We start from the raw sequence: 18,636 nt of genomic DNA on the forward strand, positions 1-18,636 counted from the left end.
GCGCGCGCGCGAGCCAGCCATGCCCCTTCCCCGCCGTCCCATCCTGCTGAACGCGTTCGACATGAACACTCCCAGCCACCTGACCCACGGCCTGTGGCGGCATCCGCGCGACCGCGCCACCGACTACAAGCGGCTGCCCTACTGGCTCGACCTCGCGCGCACGCTCGAGCGCGGGCTGTTCGACGGCCTGTTCCTCGCCGACGTGACCGGCGTCTACGACGTCTGGGGCGGCAGCCCCGAGGCCGCGCTGCGCCACGGCATCCAGGTGCCGATCAACGATCCGGCCGTGCTCGTGAGCGCGATGGCCAGCGTCACGCGCCACCTGGGCTTCGGCATCACGGCCACCATCGCGGCCGAGGCGCCGCATGCCTTCGCGCGCCGCATGTCCACGCTCGACCACCTGAGCGAGGGCCGCATCGGCTGGAACATCGTGACCGGCTTCCTCGACAGCTCGGCGCGCGCGCAGGGCGCGGCCGCCGCCACCGGCCACGACCGGCGCTACGACCTGGCCGACGAGTTCATGACGCTGGTCTACCGGCTCTGGGAAGAGAGCTGGGACGACGACGCGGTGATCGCCGACCGCGCGCGCGGCATCTATGCCGACCCCGCGCGCGTGCGCGCCATCCGCCATACGGGCGAAGGCTGGCGGCTCGATGCGGTGCATCCCTGCGAGCCTTCGCCGCAGCGCACGCCGCTGCTGTTCCAGGCCGGCGCCTCGGCGCGCGGCACGGCCTTCGCGGCACGCCATGCGGAGGTGGTGTTCGTGCCCAACCAGGGCCTGGCCGCCACCGCGGCCGTGGTGCGCAAGCTGCGCGCGGCGCTGGCCGAGGCCGGGCGCGATGCCGACGCGGTGCGCTTCGTGACCACGCTGCTGGTCGTGACCGGGGCCACCGAAGCCGAGGCCCGTGCGCGCTACGAGGAGTACCGCCGCTATGCGCAACCCGAGGCCGGCCTGGTGCAGTTCAGCAGCGCGATCGGCCACGACCTCTCGCGCCACGGCCTCGACGACGCCATCGGCGGCGGCAGCGCCGATGCGATCCAGAGCTCGGTCGCCTCGCTCAAGCGGCCCGGCGGCGCGCCGCTGACCCCGCGCGCGCTGCTCGCGCAGATGCCGCTGGGCGCGCGCCATGCGCCCGTGGTCGGCACGCCCGCGCAGATCGCCGACACCATCGAGGCCTGGGTCTGCGAGGCCGGCATCGACGGCTTCAACCTCGTGCGCACCGTGAGCCCCGAGGGCCTCGAGCATTTCGTCGACCTCGTGGTGCCCGAACTGCAGCGCCGCGGCCTGCACAAGCGCGCCTATGCCCAAGGCAGCTGGCGCGAAAAGATCTTCGGCCCGGGCCGCGCCCGGCTGCCGTCCTCCCACACCGGGGTGCGGCGGCGCACCTCCGCCTCGCCATGACAGCTCCCTCCTCCCTCTCCACCGGCCCGGTCCACGTCGTGCGCGACGATGCCGAGGCCCTCGCCATCGCGCGCCGCCTCGCGGTCGACTTCGCCACCGGTGCCTCCGAGCGCGACCGGCAGCGCCGCCTGCCCTTCGAGGAGATCGAGCGCTTCTCGGCCAGCGGCCTCTGGGGCATCACGGTGCCACGCGCCTTCGGCGGCGCCGCGGTCTCGCATGCCACGCTGGCCGAGGTCACGGCGCTGATCTCCGAGGCCGATCCCGCGCTCGGCCAGATTCCGCAGAACCACTACTGCCTGGTCGACGCGGTGCGGCTGATCGGCGACGCGCAGCAGCAGAAGTTCTTCTTCCGCGAGGCGATCGAGGGCCGGCGCTTCGGCAACGCGGTGTCGGAAAGCGGCACCGCCAACGCCAAGGTCGTGACCGCGCGGCTGCGTGCCACGCCCGAGGGCCTGCGGCTCGACGGCCGCAAGTTCTACTGCACCGGCGCGCTGTTCGCGCACTGGGTGCCGGTCGCGGCCAGGGACGAGCAGGACAACCAGGTGCTGGTCTACGTCGCGCGCGAGGCGCCGGGTCTCGAGGTCGTCGACGACTGGAGCGGCTTCGGCCAGCGCACCACCGCGAGCGGCACCGTCACGGCCGACAACGTGGCGGTCGGCGCGCTGCAGGTGCTGCCGCGCGCGCAACTGTTCGAGCCGCCGACCATCCACGGCCCGTTCGCGCAGGTGCTGCACGCCGCCATCGATCTCGGCATCGGCCGCGCCGCCATGGCCGACCTGCACCACTGGGTGCGCGAGCGCGCGCGGCCCTGGCCCGACAGCGGCGTGGCGCGCGCGGCCGACGATCCGCTCACGCTCGCGCGCATCGGCCGGCTGGTGATCCAGCAGCATGCGGCCGAGGCGCTGCTCGAACGCTCGGGCCGCGCGCTCGACCGTGCGCGCGACGAGCCCGGTGCCGCGCACGTGACCGAGGCCTCGATCGCGGTCGCCGAAGCCAAGGTGCTGAGCACCGAGTTCGCGCTCGAGGCCGCCACCGCGCTGATCGAGCTCGCGGGCACGCAGTCCACGCTGGCCGAGCACAACCTCGACCGCCACTGGCGCAACGCGCGCACCCACACCGTGCACGACCCGGTGCGCTGGAAGCCGCATGCGGTGGGCAACCACTGGCTCAACGGTGCCAGCCCGCAGCGCCACGCTTCGATCTGATCCTTCCTCGTCTTTCCGAAAGCCATCACCATGGACCGTCGCCGTTTCATTCAACAAGGCAGCGCAGCCTTCTCTCTCGGCACCGTCGCCGGCACCAGCCTGCCTCTGTCGGCCTGGGCCCAGGCGCGCAAGGACACGCTGCGCGTGCTCTCCGAGGGCGCGCCCAACTCGCAGGACCCGCACGGCGAGGGCGTGAGCCGCGAATCGCTGGGCCTGTTCTTCAACGTCTACGACCGGCTCATCAACTTCGACCGCGCGCAGCTCTCGCCGGGCGTCTTCAAGTACGACTACGGCCGCTTTCGCGGCGAGCTGGCCGAGCGTTTCGAAACCAGCGCCGACGGCCGCACCCTGACCTTCTTCCTGCGCCGCGACGCCACCTTCCACGACGGCAAGCCCGTGACGGCCGCCGACGTGAAGTGGTCGCTCGACCGCGCGGTCTCGCTGCCGGCCAGCAAGCGCCAGCTCGCGACCGGCTCGCTCGAGAATCCCTCGCAGTTCACGGTGGTGGATGCGCACACCTTCCGCATCGCGCTGCCGCGCGCCGACCGCTACACGCTGCCGAACCTCGCGCTGAGCTTCGCCTCGGTGCTCAACAGCGAGCTTGCGAAGTCGCACGCCACCGCGGCCGATCCCTGGGCCACCGAATGGGTCAAGGCGCACGAAGCCGGCGGCGGTGCCTTCCGCATCGAGAGCTTCACGCCGGGCCAGCAGGTGGTATACACCCGCTTCGACGGCTGGAAGGGCGGCAACGCGCCGCAACTGCGCCGCGCCGTGTTCCAGGTCGTGCCCTCGGCCTCCAACCGCGTGGCCGCCTTGCTCAAGGGCGACGCCGACGTGGCGCTGCAGTTGCCGCCCAAGGACCTCGACGCGCTGACCGACACCAGGCGCGCCAAGGTGGTGTCGGTGCCGGTCACGACCAGCTTCCGCTTCGTCGCCTTCAACACCCAGGCCAAGCCCTTCGACGACGTGCGTGTGCGCCAGGCCATCGCCTACGCCCTGCCCTACACCACCTTGCTGCGCGGCGCCAACCTGGGCCGCGGCGAGGCGCTGTACGGCGCCAGGCCCGGCAAGCCCGCGAGCAGCCGCTTTCCGCAGCCCTATCCCTACGACACCCAGCTGCTCAAGGCGAAGGAGCTGCTGGCGCAGGCCGGCCATCCGCAGGGCTTCAAGACCAGCTTCAGCTACAACGTCGGCGACGCCACGCTGGCCGAGCCAGCGGCGCTGCTGATCCAGGAGGCGCTGGCGAAGATCGGCATCGCGCTGAGCATCGAGAAGGTGCCGAGCGCCCAGTGGGGCACGCTGCAGACCGAGAAGAAGCTGCCCTTCTTCATCGACAGCTCCTCGGCCTGGTTCAACGACCCCGACTACTTCTTCCGCATCTTCTTCCAGGGCGACTGGCGCTGGAACTTCGGTTCGTTCAAGAACGACGAACTCGCCAAGCTGCTCGAGCAGGCGCGCTGGGAGACCGATCGCGCGAAATACGACCGCGCGATCCAGCGCGCGATCGAGATCGCCTTCGAGCAGGTGCCGCTGGTGCCGCTGTGGCTGCCCACCTTCGAGGCGGCGCTGCAGCCCGACCTGCAGGGCTTCACCTACTACATCCATGGCCAGGTGGACTTCCGGCCGTTGACGCGCTCATGAGCTTCGCCCGGCGCGTCGTCTCCAGGCTTGCGGCCACCGTGCCGGTGCTCGCGGGCACGGCCGTCTTCACCTTCGTGCTCACGCACGTGCTGCCGGGCGATCCCGCGGCCTTCCTCGCCTCGGGGCCGAACGCCGGGCCCGAGGAGATCGCGCAGATCCGCGCGCGCATGGGCCTGGACCTGCCGCTGCCCACGCAGCTGTGGCACTACCTGCAGGCCCTGGCGCACGGCGACTGGGGCCAGTCGCACACGACGGGGCAGCCGGTGCTGACCGACCTGTGGCAGCGCCTGCCGGCCTCGCTAGAGCTCACCGCCGCGGCCTTCGTGCTCACGCTGCTGGTGGCACTGCCGCTGGGCACCGCGGCCGCGCTGCGCCCGCGCTCGTTGTGGGATCGCGCCTGCACCGTGCTCACGGTGGGCGGCAGCTGCGTGCCGAGCTTCGTGATCGCGCTGCTGCTGGTCTACGTCTTCTATTTCCTGCTGGGCTGGGCGCCCGAACCCACGGGCCGCATCGACGCGATGATCGAGCCGCCGCCGGTGCGCAGCGGCTTCATGCTGGTCGATGCCGCCATCGCGCTGCGCCGGGATGCCTTCGCTTCCGCGGCCGGCCGGCTGCTGCTGCCGAGCGTGGCGATGGCCGCCTTCTCGCTGGCACCGGTGGCGCGGCTCACGCGCGCGTCGCTGCTGGGCGTGCTGCGCAGCGACCCCGTGCGCACCGCGCGCGCGCTCGGCCTGCCGCCGCGCGCCGTGCTGGCCGGCGCGCTGCACCTGGCGCTGCTGCCGGTGGTCACCAGTGCCGGCATGGTGTTCTCGTACATGCTGAGCGCCAACGTGGTGATCGAGAAGGTGTTCGCCTGGCCCGGCATCGGCAGCTATGCGCTCGACGCGCTGCTGGCGGCCGACAATGCGCCGCTGCAGGGCTTCGTGCTGCTGGTCGCGCTGATGTTCGTGCTGGTGAATTTCGCGATCGACCTGCTGCACGAGCGCATCGATCCGCGCGTGGGGAGCGCGGCATGAGCGCGGTGCCGGGCAAGTTCGAGGCGGATGCGCGGCCGCGCTGGCGCCCGCGCGGCAACGAGGCGCCGGGCCTGCTGCTGCTCGCGCTGCTGCTGTTCGCCGCCATCGCCGGCCCCGCGCTCGCGCCCTTCGATCCTCTCGCCACCGACGTGCCCGCGCGGCTGCAGCCGCCGAGCGCGCTGCACTGGTTCGGCACCGATGCGCTGGGCCGCGACCTGTTCTCGCGCGTGCTCGTGGCCACGCGGCTCGATCTCTCGATGGCCGCGGGCGCAGTGCTGCTGTCGCTGGCGGCGGGCAGCGCCATCGGTGCGCTGTGCGGCTTCGTCGGGGGCCGGCTCGACCGCTGGGTCGGCCGGCTGGTCGACGTGCTGATGGCCTTCCCGCTGTTCGTGGTGGCGATGGCGCTGGTCGCGGCCTGGGGCAACACGGTGATCAACATCGTCTATGCGACGGCGCTGATCAACCTGCCCTTCTACATCCGGCTCGCGCGCGGCGAGGTCGGCGTGCGGCGCGGCGCCGGTTACGTGCTGGCCGCGCGGCTCGGCGGCCAGGGCCCGGCGCGGCTGCTGTTCGGCGTGCTGCTGCCGCACATGCTGCCCATGCTCGCGGTGCAGGGCTCGATCAACCTGGGCTGGGCGCTGCTCAACGGCGCGGGCCTGTCCTTCATCGGCCTCGGCGTGAAGCCGCCGACGCCCGAATGGGGCGTACTGGTGAGCGAAGGCGCGCCCTACATCATCACCGGCCAGTGGTGGCTCGCGGGCTTTCCGGGCCTGGCGCTGTTCATGGCCGTGGGCTGCTTCACGCTGCTGGGCGACGCGCTGCGCGACCGGCTCGATCCGCGCGGCGCCGCCGACCGGAGCGCCCCATGAGCGCGCCGCTGCTCGAGGTCGATGCGCTGAGCCTGCGCTTCCATGGCGCGCAGGGCGCGGTCCATGTGCTCGACCGCGTGAGCCTCCAGCTCGCGGCCGGCGAAACCCTGGGCCTGGTCGGCGAGAGCGGATCGGGCAAGTCGGTGACCGCGCTGGCGCTCGCGGGCCTGCTCGATGCGCAGGCCGACGCGGCCGCGCGGCGGTTGCGCTTCCAGGGGCTCGACCTGCTCGACGGCAGCGGCCGCCCGGCGCGCGCGGCCTGGGATGCGCTGCGTGGCCGGCGCATCGGCTTCGTGTTCCAGAGTCCGCGCCGCGCGCTGCATCCGCTGCGCACCATCGGCGACCAGCTGCAGCAGGTGCTGCGGCTGCACCGCGGCCTGTCGGCACGCGCCGCGCGCCAGGCCGCGCTCGAATGGATCGAGCGCGTGGGCCTGCCCGAGCCCGAGCGCCGGCTGCGCGCTTTTGCCCACCAGCTCTCGGGCGGCCAGTGCCAGCGCGCGATGATCGCGCTGGCTCTGGCCGGCGAGCCCGAGCTGCTAATCGCCGACGAGCCGACCACCGGCCTCGACGTGATCACGCAGGCGCGGGTGCTCGACCTGCTGGCCGGCCTCGCGCGCGAGCGTGGCCTGGCGACCCTGCTGATCACCCACGACCTCGCGCTGGCCGCGCAGCACTGCGACCGCATCGCCGTGATGCATGCGGGCCAGGTGGTCGAGACCCTGCCCTCGCGGCGCCTGCGCGAAGGCGCGGCCCATCCCTACACGCGCCAGCTGCTGCGCGCCACGCCGCAATCGGCCAACACGCTCGATGCGTTGCGCGGCGTCGATGGACGCCTGCCCGATCTCGCGCGCACCGACCTGCCGGCCTGCCGTTTCGCCGAGCGCTGCCCGCAGGCCGAGGCGCGCTGCCGGATGCAGCCACCGGTCGCGCAGCGGCAAGGCACCGCGCACCGCGTGCATTGCTGGCTGCCGCTGGCGCCGGCCACGCGGCCCGGCGCCGAACATCCCGTCCATCCGACACCCGAAGCAGTCCCCGCATGACACAGCCCAAGTCCGACACCCTGGCCTCGCTCTTTCGCAGCCGCTACGGCGGCGAGTCGCCGCGGTCCGCGCCGCCGCCGGCCAATCCCGTGCTCGAAACCCTGCTGGCCCACCGCTCGGTGCGCGCCTTCGATGCCGAGCGCGCGCTACCGCCGGGCACGCTCGAATGGCTGATCGCCGCAGCGCAGTCGGCGCCCAGTTCGTCGAACCTGCAGACCTGGAGCGTGGTGGCGGTCGAAGACCCCGAACGCAAGGCGCGCATCGCCGAGTACGCGGGCCGGCAGGCCCAGGTGCGCGAGGCGCCGCTGCTGCTGGTGTGGCTGGCCGACGTCGCGCGCCTGCGCACCCTGGCCGACGACGCGGCCGTGCCCATCGAAGGCGCCGACTTCCTCGACACCTCGCTGATGGCCGTGATCGATGCCGCCTTGGCCGCACAGAACGCCGTGACCGCGGCCGAATCGCTGGGACTGGGCACCGTCTACCTCGGCGCGATCCGCAACCGGCCCGAGGAGGTGGCGGCCGAGCTGGGCCTGCCGCCCGGCGTGTTCGCGGTCGTCGGCCTGTGCATCGGCTGGCCCGATCCGGCACGGCCGGCGGCCGTCAAGCCGCGGCTGCCGCAGCGCGCGGTGCTCTCGCACGAACGCCATGCGGCCGGCGACACCGTCGGCCATGTGAAGCACTACGACGCGACCATGCAGTCCTTCTATGCCTCGCAGGGCATGCCGGCGGTGCGCTGGAGCGACCATTCGCTGGCGCGCCTGCGCGACCCCGCGCAACTGCGCGGCCGCCACCGGCTGGTGGAGGCGCTCGCCGCGCAACGCATCGGACTGCGCTGAGGCCATGGGCGAGTCGCAAGCGCTGCTGCGCGTCGAGGACCTGCACGCACGCCATGCGTTGCCCGCGGTGCCGGCCTGGGGCGGCCTGGTGCATCGCCGCCGCTGGCTGCCGGCCGTGGACGGCGTGAGCTTCGCGCTGGCGCGCGGCGAGGCGCTGGGCCTCATCGGCGAATCGGGCTGCGGCAAGTCGACCCTGGCATCCATGCTCGCGCGGCTGGCCGATCCGCTGTCGGGCCGGCTGCTGTTCGACGGCATCGATCTGGCCAGCGTGCGTGCCGGCCAGGCGGCCGATGCGCCCTGGCGCCATCGCATCCAGATGGTGTTCCAGGACCCGTACGAAAGCCTGGACCCGCGCCGCAGCGCCTTCGAGGCGATCGCCGATCCGCTGCGCCGGCTGGCGGCGCTCGACGGCGCCGCGTTGCGCGAACGCGTGCTGCGGACCGCGCGGCGCGTGCAACTCGGCGACGAGCTGCTGGCGCGCCGGCCGCACCAGCTCTCGGGCGGCCAGGCCGCGCGCGTGGGCATCGCGCGCGCGCTGGCGCCCGCGCCCGAGCTGCTGATCCTCGACGAGCCCACCGCGGCGCTCGACGTCTCGGTGCAGGCCGGCCTGCTCGCGCTGCTGGCGGGGCTGCGCCGCGAGCTCGGCCTCGCGATCCTGTTCATCTCGCACGACCTCGGCGTGGTGCGGCTGCTGTGCGAGCGCGTGCTGGTGATGCGCGCGGGGCGCATCGTCGACGAAGGGGCGCCGCAGGCGCTGTTCGAGCGCCCTCGGCATCCCTACACCGCCGAGCTGGCCGCCGCGGTGCCGCGCTTTCCGGCGGCCGCCTGAGCGGCCGGCCGGACGCGGCTTCAGGGCTGGAAGTACAGATCCGCGAAGCTCCCGCGGATGTGCTCGCCGGTCGGCCCGTAGTCGCGCACCTTCTTCGCCAGCACGGTGATCGCCGGATTCGCGCCCAGCTCGATCGAAGGCACGTCGCGGTGCACGATCTGCTGGAAGTCGACGAAGAGCTGGCGCCGCCTGGTCTCGTCCACTTCCACCGCCGCTGCTTCCAGCAGCCGGTCGACCTCGGGATTGACGTAGTGCGCCGCGTTCGAGAACGGCAGGCCAACCTTGAAGTTCTTCGACCAGAACACGCGCTGCACGCCCACCGTGGGATCGAACAGGTTGGTGAGGCTCTCGAGCGTGATGTCGAAGGCGCGCTCGGTGTAGGCCTTGGTCACGTAGGTCGCGAAGTCGTAGCTCTCGACCGCGGCATCGATGCCGATGCGGCCCAGCGACTGGCGCACGAAGTCGGCCGCGCGGCGTTCCTGGAACGGGTTGTAGAGCACCCGCAGCTTGAGCCGCGTGCCGCCCGCGCCGCGCTTGAAGCCGGCCGCGTCGAGCGCGGCCTCTGCCGCCTTCGGGTCGTAGGGATAGGGCTGAATGCTCGCATCGTGGTAGCGCGAGATCCCCTTGCCGATCGGCGAGGCCGAAGGCGTGCCCAGGCCATACCAGACCGTCTTCGCGAAGGCATTCACGTCGATCGCCTGAGCAATGGCACGACGCACCTCCACCTTCTGCAGCGCCGGCGTGTCGAGGTTGAAGTAGATCTGCTGGTGGCTGCCGAGGTAGGGCGAGATGCGCGTATCGATCTCCACGCCGGGCAGCTTGCGGAAGCGCTCCACGTCCGACAGCGGGATGCCGCCGGTGCCGTTGGCCAGGTCGGCCGCGCCCGACTCGAGCGCCGCGGCGCGCGCGGCGGCATCGAGCACGAAGCGCACCACCACGCGGTCGAGATACGGCTTGGGCTTGTCCCAGTAGTTCGGGTTGCGCTCGAGGATGATGTGGCTGCCCTGCACCCACTCCTTGAACACGAAGGGACCGGTGCCGATCGGCTGGCTGTTGTACTTGCTCGCCGAGATGTCCGTGCCTTCGTACAGGTGCTTGGGCACGATCGGCGATTCGGTCGCGGCCAGGGCCGTCAGCAGGAAGGGCGCGGGCTTGCTCAGCACCACCACGGCCGTGTAGGGATCGGGCGTGCGCACCTCCACCACGTTGGCGAAGGTGCCGCGGCCGCGCGGATGCACCTGCTTGAGCGTCAGGATCGAGAAGGCCACGTCGGCCGAGGTGAAGTCCTTGCCGTCGTGCCACTTCACGCCCTTGCGCAAGGCGAAGGTGTATTGCAGGCCATCGGCGCTCAGCGACCAGGCCGTGGCCAGCAGCGGCTTGGGCTTGAGCTCGTAGTCGTAGGTCAGCAGGCCTTCGACGATCTTCGGGCCAATCTCGGCATTGCCGCCGGCCGTGGTCGTCAGCGGAACGATGGAAGCCGGCACGGGATTGACCAGCCAGTTCAGCGTGCCGCCCTGCCGGGGCTGGGCCCAGGCCGCGGGCGCGGCCAGCAGCGCGAGGGCCGAGAGCGCGGCGGCGCCGGCGGCCAGCGTGCGGCGACGCAGCGGGCCGATGCTCTTGTTGCGAGAGGGAGATGTCATGTTCGGATGCGTGTGGCCAACGAAGCTCGCTCAGAACGCCGGGATGACCGCGCCCTTGTACTTGTCCTGGATGAACTTGCGCACCTCGGGCGTGTGCAGCGTCTTCACCAGCTTGGCGATGGCCGGCGACTGCAGGTTGTCCTTGCGCGCCGCGATGAAGTTCGCATAGGGCGAATGGCGGCCGTCCTCGATGAACAGCGCGTCGCGGCCCGGATCGAGCTTGGCCTCGAGCGCGTAGTTGGTGTTGATCAGCGCGAGGTCCACGTCGGGCAGTGCGCGCGGCAGTTGCGCCGATTCGATCTCGCGGATCACCAGCTTCTTCGGGTTCGAGACGATGTCGCGCGCGGTCGACTTGATGTTGCCCGGGTCCTTGAGCTTGAGCAGGCCCTGCTTGGCCAGCAGCGCCAGCGCGCGGCCCGAGTTCGACGGATCGTTGGGGATCGCCACCACCGCGCCCTCGCGCAGGTCGGCCGCCTTCCTGATCTTCTGCGAGTAGGCGCCGAAGGGCTCGATGTGCACGTCGCTGTTCGGCACCTCGACGATGTCGGTCTTGCGGTCCTTGTTGAAGGAATCGAGGTAGGGACGGTTCTGGAAGAAGTTCGCGTCGATCTGCTTGTCGCCGACCGCGAGGTTGGGCTGCACGTAGTCGTTGAACACCTTGACCTCGAGGTCCACGCCCTGCGCCTTGAGCTGCGGGCGGATGAATTCGAGGATCTCGGCATGCGGCACCGGCGAGGCCGCCACGCGCAGCGTCTCCTGCGCCTGCGCGGACATCGCGCCCAGACCGGCCACCGACAGCACCATCACCGAGAAGGCGCGCTGAAACGAAAACGTCATGGTTGGAATTCCCTCATCGTCAGAAATAAAAAACGCCGGATCGCCCTGTCCTCGCAGGAAGGTCCGGCGCTGCGCAGGTTAGCGGCGCGATGCCGCCCTCCCAAGCGATGAATCGGCGCTTGCTTATGCGATTCGCGAGCAAGCGGCGGGCATGATCCTCAGTTCATGCGCTGCAGCAGCACGTCGGTCACCGCCACGCTGCCCGAGGCCTTCGGGAACCGCAGCGTGACCTGCTTGATGTGCGCGAGGTCCACGCCATGCAGCGCGAAGGCCTTCAGCGGAACCGCCACCATGTTCAGCAGCGGCCGCGTGGTGCCGGTGTCGGCATAGATCGCGTCCGCGGGCGCGTCGACCAGCGGGATCGCGCCGTCGGGCTTGCGCGCGATGCCGTAGAGCGCGTCGCTGAAGTCGCTGCCCTTGATCGCGGCCTTGCGATCCTGCGTGTCGGTCAGCGCGATCTCGACCTGCTGCCCGATCGGTGCCACCACGGCGACGCGCAGGCTCAGCGTGTCGAAGCCCCTGGTGGAGAGGTCGCCGGTGTGGATCGTCATCGCGGCGCCGGCCGCGGTCCATTGCAGCTGGGCCTGGTCCGTGATCGACCAGGTCAGCAGCGTCTTCGCGTCATAGGTGAAGTCGTACAGCGCGCCTTCCTTGAACAGACGATCGACGCCGGCCTGGCTCGCGGGATCGGTGCATGCCGCGTCGCGATCGGGCTTGAGCGCGAGGAATCGGCATTGCACGGCCTGGGTGAATTTCTCGTAGGCGGTCGAGAGCCCGCTCGGGTTCTTCGCGCTGGCATCGATGGCGCGTAAGTTCTGGAGCAACTTGCGCTGCGCGGCGGGTTGATGGACCGTCAGGATCACGCGTTCGTCGCAGCTGCCCTCGCCCACCGGGCAGCCCGCGGCCGGGATCGGCGCCTGTCCCTTCCAGTACGGCGCGAACTGGAACTCGTCGCCGACGAAATAGCGCATGAACGATCCGATCAGGAACATGCCGTTGCGGCGCTGGTCCTCGCGGCTCAGGCGCAGCGTCTCGGGCTCGGAGGCCTTGCAATAGAGCGGCGCGCGGATCTGCGAATCGTCGGTCTTGGCCCAGTAGTCGTTGTAGAAGTTGTGGTTGGCGCCCCGCACCAGGATCTGGTACTTGGGCGCGCTCTCGTCCTCGGCGGTGTAGCGGCTCTCGTCGAAGATCTGCGCACCTTCCAGCGTATAGACGTCGCCGTCGCAGCTCAGCAGCAGGGTCATGAAGGGCACGTGCGTGATGCGCGAGAGCTGCTTCTTGTTGATCGCCGCGAGCGAGAAGACTGCGCGGATCCGGTGCGGGTCGCCGTTGCCCGAAGGCAGCAGCACGCCGGATTGGCGCAGGGCCTCCTCGGACGTGGACTGCTGAAGCCATTGCTCGCTGTTCGTATTGATCCGCCGCACCACCGTGTTCAGATTCCTGAGCGCCGCGTTCGCCCTCTCCAGTTCGAGCTCCGCCGCTTTGAGCGCGGCGGCCGCGTCCTGCGACTCGCGCTGCAGCCGTTCCACCTCCTGAGTCAAGGCATCGATCTCCGACGATGGCGCGGCCGGCGACCGGCCCTGGGCCGCCTGGAGTTTGAATTTCGCCAGAAGCAGCTTCACCGACGCATCGGTGACCGCGGAAAGGGCCGCGTCGACACGTTGCTGCGCCTCCTCCTGCGCGGCCTGCAGCGGAACGGCCGCCGCGCGGATGTCGCGCGCCGTCTCGACGTTCTGATAGCTGATGCCCACGCGCTGACGGTTGAGTTCCACCGCGTAGGCCACCGCTTCCGCGCCGCGCGAGTGTCCGACGAGACCCACGCGGCCGAGATCCATCCTGCCCTTGAGCTCGGGCAGCGCGACGCCGTTGAACACCCCCGTGTCGTTGCCGGCGCACAGCAGATCGAGCGTGGTCATCAGCAGCTGGCCCCGCGCGAGCGCACCGGCATCCGAGGCGTTGCCGTTGAGCCCGTTGATCTTTCCCGCATCGATGGAGAAGGCCACGTAGCCGTTCTCCGCCAGGTTCTTCTGCAGGTAGTCGTAGCCCTTGGCGTTGTTGAGGTCGGATGAGTCATGCATGCCGTGCAGGAACACCACCACCGGATATCCGCCACTGGCCGAGGGCCGGGCCTTGGAGCTGCCCGGCGTGCTGGCCGGTCCTGCCGGATAGCGCACGGTGCCCCGCAACGGCACCGTGTAGATCACGTCCTTGTAGCGCGCATCGGAGACGGCCGTGGTGCCGAAGCCGTAGACCACCTGCTCCGAGGAGAGATAGTCGCCCTTCTCTCCGAACGGCACGGTCGCGGTGAAGCGCGTGACGACGGAAGGATCTTCCGGCTCGGGCGGGGTCGTCACCGGAATCGTCGGCGCCGGGTCGGCCGCTCCTCCGGTGACGGTGGTCGTGGGCGGGGGCGGAATCGGGGCCAGGGATGCCGCACCGCCATCGCTCCCTCCTCCGCACCCGCTCGCGAGCGCGAATCCCGCCAGAACCGCGCAGGCCTTCAGCCAGCGCATGCAACGCCGTCCATTCATTGATCTTCTCCCAGACATTGTTTCGACGATGGGAGCGAACCGCGATCGAGGCACGACTCGCTCCGAGTGGTGTCCGATTCGCGCATGCGGTTTTGTCGACGCGTCGCCGGGCGACGCCTGTCTCTGGTGGTGTGCGCATCTCGCCATTGCGGACCGCGCGGAGAAGCAATTCACATGCCTTTTAGAAAGGACATGGAATCAGTCGCAATTGATTTGAATTGCCGTGCTTTTAATTAACACTCGGGCAATTCACGGGCGTGTCGGCGAAGCTCAGCCTCGATCGGCATCGTCCCAGACCGCCTCGCGCACCACAACCGACTTCGGCAGCACGCCGAGCTTGAACAGCCGGTCGGCCGTGCGCTGCTGCGAAGCGAGGATCGCATTCGACAGCGGCACCACGTCGAAGCCCGCATTGGCATTGACCTCGGTCACCACGTCCAGCGGCATGCCGGTCGCGGCCGCGACCGACTTCGCGACCTCGGCGGGATTGGCCCTGGCCCAGCGGCCGGCCTCGGCCGAGCCCTCGACCAGCGCCTTCACATGAGCGGGCCAGGCCTTGGCGAAGCCGGTGTTGGCGAGCAGGAACGAGGCGCTGTCCTCGAGCACGTCGCCCTGCCAGGCGATCACGCGCGTTCTGTTGCGGCGGCGCGCGATGGTGAAGTAGGGGTCCCAGATGGCCCAGGCATCGATGTCGCCGCCATCGAAGGCGAAGGCCGCGTCGGCCGCGCCCAGGCCGATGCTGGTCACGGCCTTGATGTCCAGCCCCTGGCGCTCGAGCGCGGCCGCCACCAGGTTGTGCGAGCTCGATCCCTTGGCATAGCCGATGCGCCGGCCCTGCAGGTCGGCGATGCTGCGGATCGGCGAATCCTCCTTCACGAGGATGCCCTCGGAGCGCGGCGTCGAGGGCTGCGCCGCCACATAGGCCACGCGCCCGCCCGAGGCCTGCAGGAAGATGCAGCCCACGTTGCCCGCATTGCCGAAGGCGACGTCACCGGTGTCCATGGCCTGCAGCAGGTTGAGGCCCGAGGTGAACTCGGCCCATTCGATGCGGATGCCCAGCGGCTCGAAGCGCTTCTCGAACACCTTGAGCTGGCGCGCCACCAGCGGAATGCCGGTCTTCTGGTAGCCCAGCGTCAAAGTGGATCCCTTGAGGCCGGTGGCGGCGCTCCAGGCGGAAGGGGCGGCGACCAGCGAGGCGGCGCCCGCGGCGAGAGTGACTTGGCGGCGGGTCAGCATGGCGGGGATCGATTCAGCGAATGAAAGCCAGGGTCACAGCGCACCCGCGCTCTCGGGCAGGATGCCGTTGAGCAGGTGATCGCCGACCACGGTGAACTTGTGGCGCACCGGGTCGTGCAGCGTGTGCACGCGCGCGTTGCGCCAGTGGCGGTCGAAGGCATGCGGCGCCTGCGCGGAACGCGTGCCGCAGAGCTCGAACAGCTTGCTCGAGGCATGCAGCGCGATCTCCGAGGTCAGCACCTTGGCCTCGGCCACCGCGAGCGAGGCCAAGGCGCGGCGCTCGCGGTCGGGCCGGGCGATGGCTTCGTCGAGCGCGAGGCCCGCGCGCTGCGTCATCGCCTCGGCGGCGTGCAGGCGGATCTGCATCTCGCCGACCTGCGCTATCACCAGCGCATCGACGATCGCGCGCGGTGCACCGGTCGGCTGCGCGATCGATGCGTGTTCGCGCAGGAAGCGCACCGGGTCGTCGAGCGCGGCCTGGGCGATGCCGAGGTCGATGCCCACGTGGCTGATCTGCGAGACCGCGCCCATCGGCTGCTCGCTGTAGGCGCGGTGGATCGGCAGCACGCAGAGATCGGGCAGCAGCACGTCGTCGAGATGCACGCGGCCGCTCGCGGTGGTGCGCTGGCCGAAGCTCTGCCAGTCGTCCTCGATGGCCAGGCCCGGCGTGCCCGCCGGGATGATCGCCACCGTCTTCTCGCCGGCCGCGTTCAGGCCGATGGCCGACACGTAGTGCGCGAACAGCGCGCCGGTGGCGTAGATTTTCTCGCCGCGCAGCAGCCAGCCTTGGGGCGTGCGCTCGATCAGCAGCGGCTGCACGGCGCCGTGGCGCGGTGCGTCGATGTTGGCGTTGCCGAAGCGGCAGCCGCGCAGGATCTCGCCGAGGAAGAAGGCCTTCTGCGCCTCGGTGCCGATGGTCGAGAGCCAGAACACGGCGCTGTTGTGGTTCTGCTGGACCTGGCCGATCGAGGCATCGGCCGCCGACAGGATCGCGAACACCCGCGCCACGGTGGCGTAGGACACGGCCGCGCCGCCATGGGCGCGCGGCAGGTTCATGGCCCACAGGCCGGCGCCCGAGACCTGGTCGAGCTCGCGCTCGGGCAGCAGGCGCTGGCTGTCGCGCGAGGCCGCGCCCTCGGCCAGCGACTTCGCCACGCGCTGCGCGGCTTCGAGCACCTCGGCGTCGGAGCGCAGCCGCTGCGCCGGCTCGACGCGGCGCGCGGTGCGCGGCGGATCCGCCCGAACCTCGATCGATGCGGCCAGCGCGCTCATGGCGCCGCGCGATGCCGCGGCTTACGGCCGAAGAAGGGGTGGCTGGGATCGTTGAAGCCCGGGCGCGACGAATGGCCCGTGGTCACGAGGCCATCGACCAGCGCCTCGTCCGCGTCGGTGAAGCGGTACTGCAGCGCGGGCACGTAGTCTTCCCACTGCTCGAGCGTGCGCGGCCCGGCGATGGCCGAGGTCACGAGCCGGTTGTTGAGCACCCAGGCCAGCGCGAACTGGCCCGGCGTGATGCCGCGGCCCTCCACGTGTTCCTTCACGCGCTGCGCGATCTCCAGCGATTCGGGGCGCCATTCGGTCTGCAGGATGCGCTTGTCGTCGCGGCCCGCGCGCGTGCCGGGCGGCGGCGCCTCGCCGGGCCGGTACTTGGCCGTGAGCACGCCGCGCGCGAGCGGGCTGTACGACACCACGCCAAGGCCGTAGTACTCGGCCGCGGGCAGGTGTTCGGCCTCGATCTGGCGGTTCGCGAGGTTGTAGAGCGGCTGCGTCGCCACCGGCCGGTCGACGTTGAGCGCATCGGCCGTGCGCGCGAACTCGGCGATCTTCCAGGCGCTGTGGTTCGACAGGCCCCAGCTGCGCAGCTTGCCCGCGCGGATCAGGTCGCCGAGTGCACGCACGGTTTCCTCCACCGGCGTCTGGCGGTCCTCGCGGTGCAGGTACAGCAGGTCGATGTGGTCGGTGCCCAGGCGCTTCAGGCTGGCCTCGACCGAGCGCACGATGCCGTGGCGCCCGGTGCCGCGGTTGTTCGGGCCTTCGATGTCGGGATCGGCATTGGCGAACTTGGTCGCCAGCACCCAGTGCTGCCGGTGCGGCGCGATCAGCTCGCCGACCACCGTCTCCGACTGGCCCTGGTTGTAGGCATTGGCGGTGTCGATGAAGTTCACGCCCTGCTCGCGCGCGCGGTCGGCGATGCGTTGCGAGGTCGCGCGGTCGGTCTGGCCGCCGAACATCATGGTGCCGAGGGTCAGCGGCGAGACGAGGATGCCGCTGCGGCCGAGCGGCCGGTAGTCGATGGTGCTCATGGAGGAAGGAAGAAGAGAGGTAGGAAGAGGCGGCGCGCGTGACGCGCCGGAATCAGAAGCGCAGCCCGGCCTGCTTCATCAGCGGCAGGATGCGGTCGCCGAAGAATTCGAGGTCGGGCTTGAAGTCGTAGAAGCTCAGCTGCAGGCCGTCGACGCCCGCGCGCTTGAGCTGCACGAACTGCTCGACCACCTGCTCGGGCGTGCCGATCACCTCGATGTTGCCGCCGATGGCGCGCCGCTTGGCGGCGTCGTTGCCGACCCGGCCGCGCCAGGCATGGGCGTCGCTGTCGAAGCGATTGAAGCTGGCCTGCGGATCGACGTCGGCATGCGCCACGATCGCGTCGTGGTAGGCCCAGGTCTCCTTCTCGGTCGCGCGGCTGATGACCATGGGATTGAGCAGCGTGCGCACCTCGCGGCCCACGTTGCGCGCGGCCAGCTTCACGCGCGCCGTGTGCGCGGGCAGCGCCTCGATCGCGCTCGGGAAGCTCGAGCCGGCCGGGCTGGTGATGAAGACGATGTCGGAATAGCACGCCGCGAATTCGATGCCGGCGTCGGAGCCGGTCGCGTTCACCAGCACGGGCCGGCCGAAGCGCGGCTTGGGCGACACGAAGGCACCGTCGAGCTTCCACGGCGACTCGCCCTGGAACGACCAGTTCTCGGTGTCGGCCCACAGCCGCTGCACCGCCTCGAGGAACTCGGCCGCGAGCTCGTAGCGCCGATCGTGCTCGATGCGCTGCGAGCCGAACATCTCGTGCTCGACCGCGCGATGCCCGGTCACCACGTTGATGCCCCAGCGCCCGCCCGAGATGTGGTCGAGCGTGGCCGCGTACTTGGCCAGGTGCAGCGGATGCAGCGGCCCGTAGAGCACGTGGATGGTCGAGATCAGCATGATGCGCTGCGTCACCGCGGTGAGCGCGGCCGTCGTCATGAAGGAGTCGAGCGCGTTGCCGTTGAACACCCCGCCGTAGCCGCCCTTGGGCAGCCATTGCGAGAGCGCGAACACCAGGTCGAAGCCCAGCCGCTCGGCCTGCAGCACCAGGTCGCGGTTGTAGTCGAAGCGCCAGTCGGTGGTGCGCGGCAAGGTCGACGCGCTCCAGCCCCCGGCCTGGATCGGCAGGAACAGGCCCAGCAGCACCGGCTGCTCGAAGGCGCGGGAGATCGGGCTGGCGGCGAATTCGGTAGGCGCGACGAAGCGCTCCCATCCGGCGATGGCACCGGGTCGGTGTGACAGGGACATTGGAGGATTGCTTT

15 protein-coding genes are annotated in these 18,636 nt (G+C 70.7%); 8 read left to right on the plus strand and 7 right to left on the minus strand.

Annotated elements, in window-relative coordinates:
- Positions 1–19: 19 nt before the first annotated feature.
- From AC1HIL_RS33335 to AC1HIL_RS33370, 8 genes are read left to right on the plus strand one after another with little or no spacing between them, the layout of a single operon-like run.
- Complete coding sequence (locus AC1HIL_RS33335; RefSeq protein WP_479669060.1) at positions 20–1,402, plus strand: LLM class flavin-dependent oxidoreductase; 1,383 nt, start codon at positions 20–22, stop codon at positions 1,400–1,402.
- A complete protein-coding gene (locus AC1HIL_RS33340) occupies positions 1,399–2,607 on the plus strand; it encodes an SfnB family sulfur acquisition oxidoreductase (RefSeq protein WP_479669059.1) in 1,209 nt (402 codons plus the stop codon). Before AC1HIL_RS33335 ends, AC1HIL_RS33340 begins: the two co-directional genes overlap by 4 nt.
- A gap of 30 nt (positions 2,608–2,637) precedes the next feature.
- Positions 2,638–4,248: an ABC transporter substrate-binding protein gene (locus AC1HIL_RS33345; RefSeq protein ID WP_057592622.1), complete on the plus strand. Its 1,611-nt coding sequence runs from the start codon at positions 2,638–2,640 to the stop codon at positions 4,246–4,248.
- A complete protein-coding gene (locus AC1HIL_RS33350) occupies positions 4,245–5,264 on the plus strand; it encodes an ABC transporter permease (RefSeq protein WP_479669058.1) in 1,020 nt (339 codons plus the stop codon). The genes AC1HIL_RS33345 and AC1HIL_RS33350 overlap by 4 nt, the downstream gene beginning before the upstream one ends.
- Positions 5,261–6,133, plus strand: coding sequence for an ABC transporter permease (locus AC1HIL_RS33355; protein WP_479669057.1), 873 nt, complete (start codon positions 5,261–5,263; stop codon positions 6,131–6,133). Before AC1HIL_RS33350 ends, AC1HIL_RS33355 begins: the two co-directional genes overlap by 4 nt.
- Positions 6,130–7,173 (plus strand): ABC transporter ATP-binding protein, encoded by a 1,044-nt coding sequence (locus AC1HIL_RS33360; RefSeq protein ID WP_479669056.1) that lies wholly within the window; start codon positions 6,130–6,132, stop codon positions 7,171–7,173. The genes AC1HIL_RS33355 and AC1HIL_RS33360 overlap by 4 nt, the downstream gene beginning before the upstream one ends.
- Positions 7,170–8,009, plus strand: a complete 840-nt coding sequence (locus tag AC1HIL_RS33365) for an NADPH-dependent oxidoreductase (protein WP_296729436.1) — start codon at positions 7,170–7,172, stop codon at positions 8,007–8,009. Before AC1HIL_RS33360 ends, AC1HIL_RS33365 begins: the two co-directional genes overlap by 4 nt.
- Positions 8,010–8,013: 4 nt before the next feature.
- Entirely contained in the window at positions 8,014–8,838 is an 825-nt protein-coding gene (locus tag AC1HIL_RS33370) for an ABC transporter ATP-binding protein (RefSeq protein WP_296729434.1), read from the plus strand.
- Positions 8,839–8,858: 20 nt separating this feature from the next.
- Here the strand turns inward: AC1HIL_RS33370 and AC1HIL_RS33375 are convergent, their stop codons facing one another.
- The 7 genes from AC1HIL_RS33375 to AC1HIL_RS33405 form a co-directional block, all read right to left on the minus strand.
- Positions 8,859–10,478: an ABC transporter substrate-binding protein gene (locus AC1HIL_RS33375; RefSeq protein ID WP_422099253.1), complete on the minus strand. Its 1,620-nt coding sequence runs from the start codon at positions 10,476–10,478 to the stop codon at positions 8,859–8,861.
- A gap of 30 nt (positions 10,479–10,508) precedes the next feature.
- On the minus strand, positions 10,509–11,315 hold the full coding sequence (locus AC1HIL_RS33380; protein WP_422099254.1) for a MetQ/NlpA family ABC transporter substrate-binding protein: 807 nt from the start codon (positions 11,313–11,315) through the stop codon (positions 10,509–10,511).
- A gap of 158 nt (positions 11,316–11,473) precedes the next feature.
- A complete protein-coding gene (locus tag AC1HIL_RS33385) occupies positions 11,474–13,669 on the minus strand; it encodes an alpha/beta hydrolase (RefSeq protein ID WP_479669055.1) in 2,196 nt (731 codons plus the stop codon).
- A 447-nt stretch (positions 13,670–14,116) separates the two neighbouring features.
- Positions 14,117–15,082 (minus strand): aliphatic sulfonate ABC transporter substrate-binding protein, encoded by a 966-nt coding sequence (locus AC1HIL_RS33390; protein WP_479669054.1) that lies wholly within the window; start codon positions 15,080–15,082, stop codon positions 14,117–14,119.
- 33 nt (positions 15,083–15,115) lie between these two features.
- Positions 15,116–16,354, minus strand: a complete 1,239-nt coding sequence (locus tag AC1HIL_RS33395) for an SfnB family sulfur acquisition oxidoreductase (protein ID WP_479669053.1) — start codon at positions 16,352–16,354, stop codon at positions 15,116–15,118.
- Positions 16,351–17,376: an aldo/keto reductase gene (locus tag AC1HIL_RS33400; RefSeq protein ID WP_422099465.1), complete on the minus strand. Its 1,026-nt coding sequence runs from the start codon at positions 17,374–17,376 to the stop codon at positions 16,351–16,353. The genes AC1HIL_RS33395 and AC1HIL_RS33400 overlap by 4 nt, the downstream gene beginning before the upstream one ends.
- Before the next feature lie 61 nt (positions 17,377–17,437).
- Positions 17,438–18,622, minus strand: coding sequence for an LLM class flavin-dependent oxidoreductase (locus AC1HIL_RS33405; RefSeq protein WP_479669052.1), 1,185 nt, complete (start codon positions 18,620–18,622; stop codon positions 17,438–17,440).
- Positions 18,623–18,636: the final 14 nt, after the last annotated feature.

Source organism: Variovorax sp. ISS6 (genome assembly GCF_056523145.1).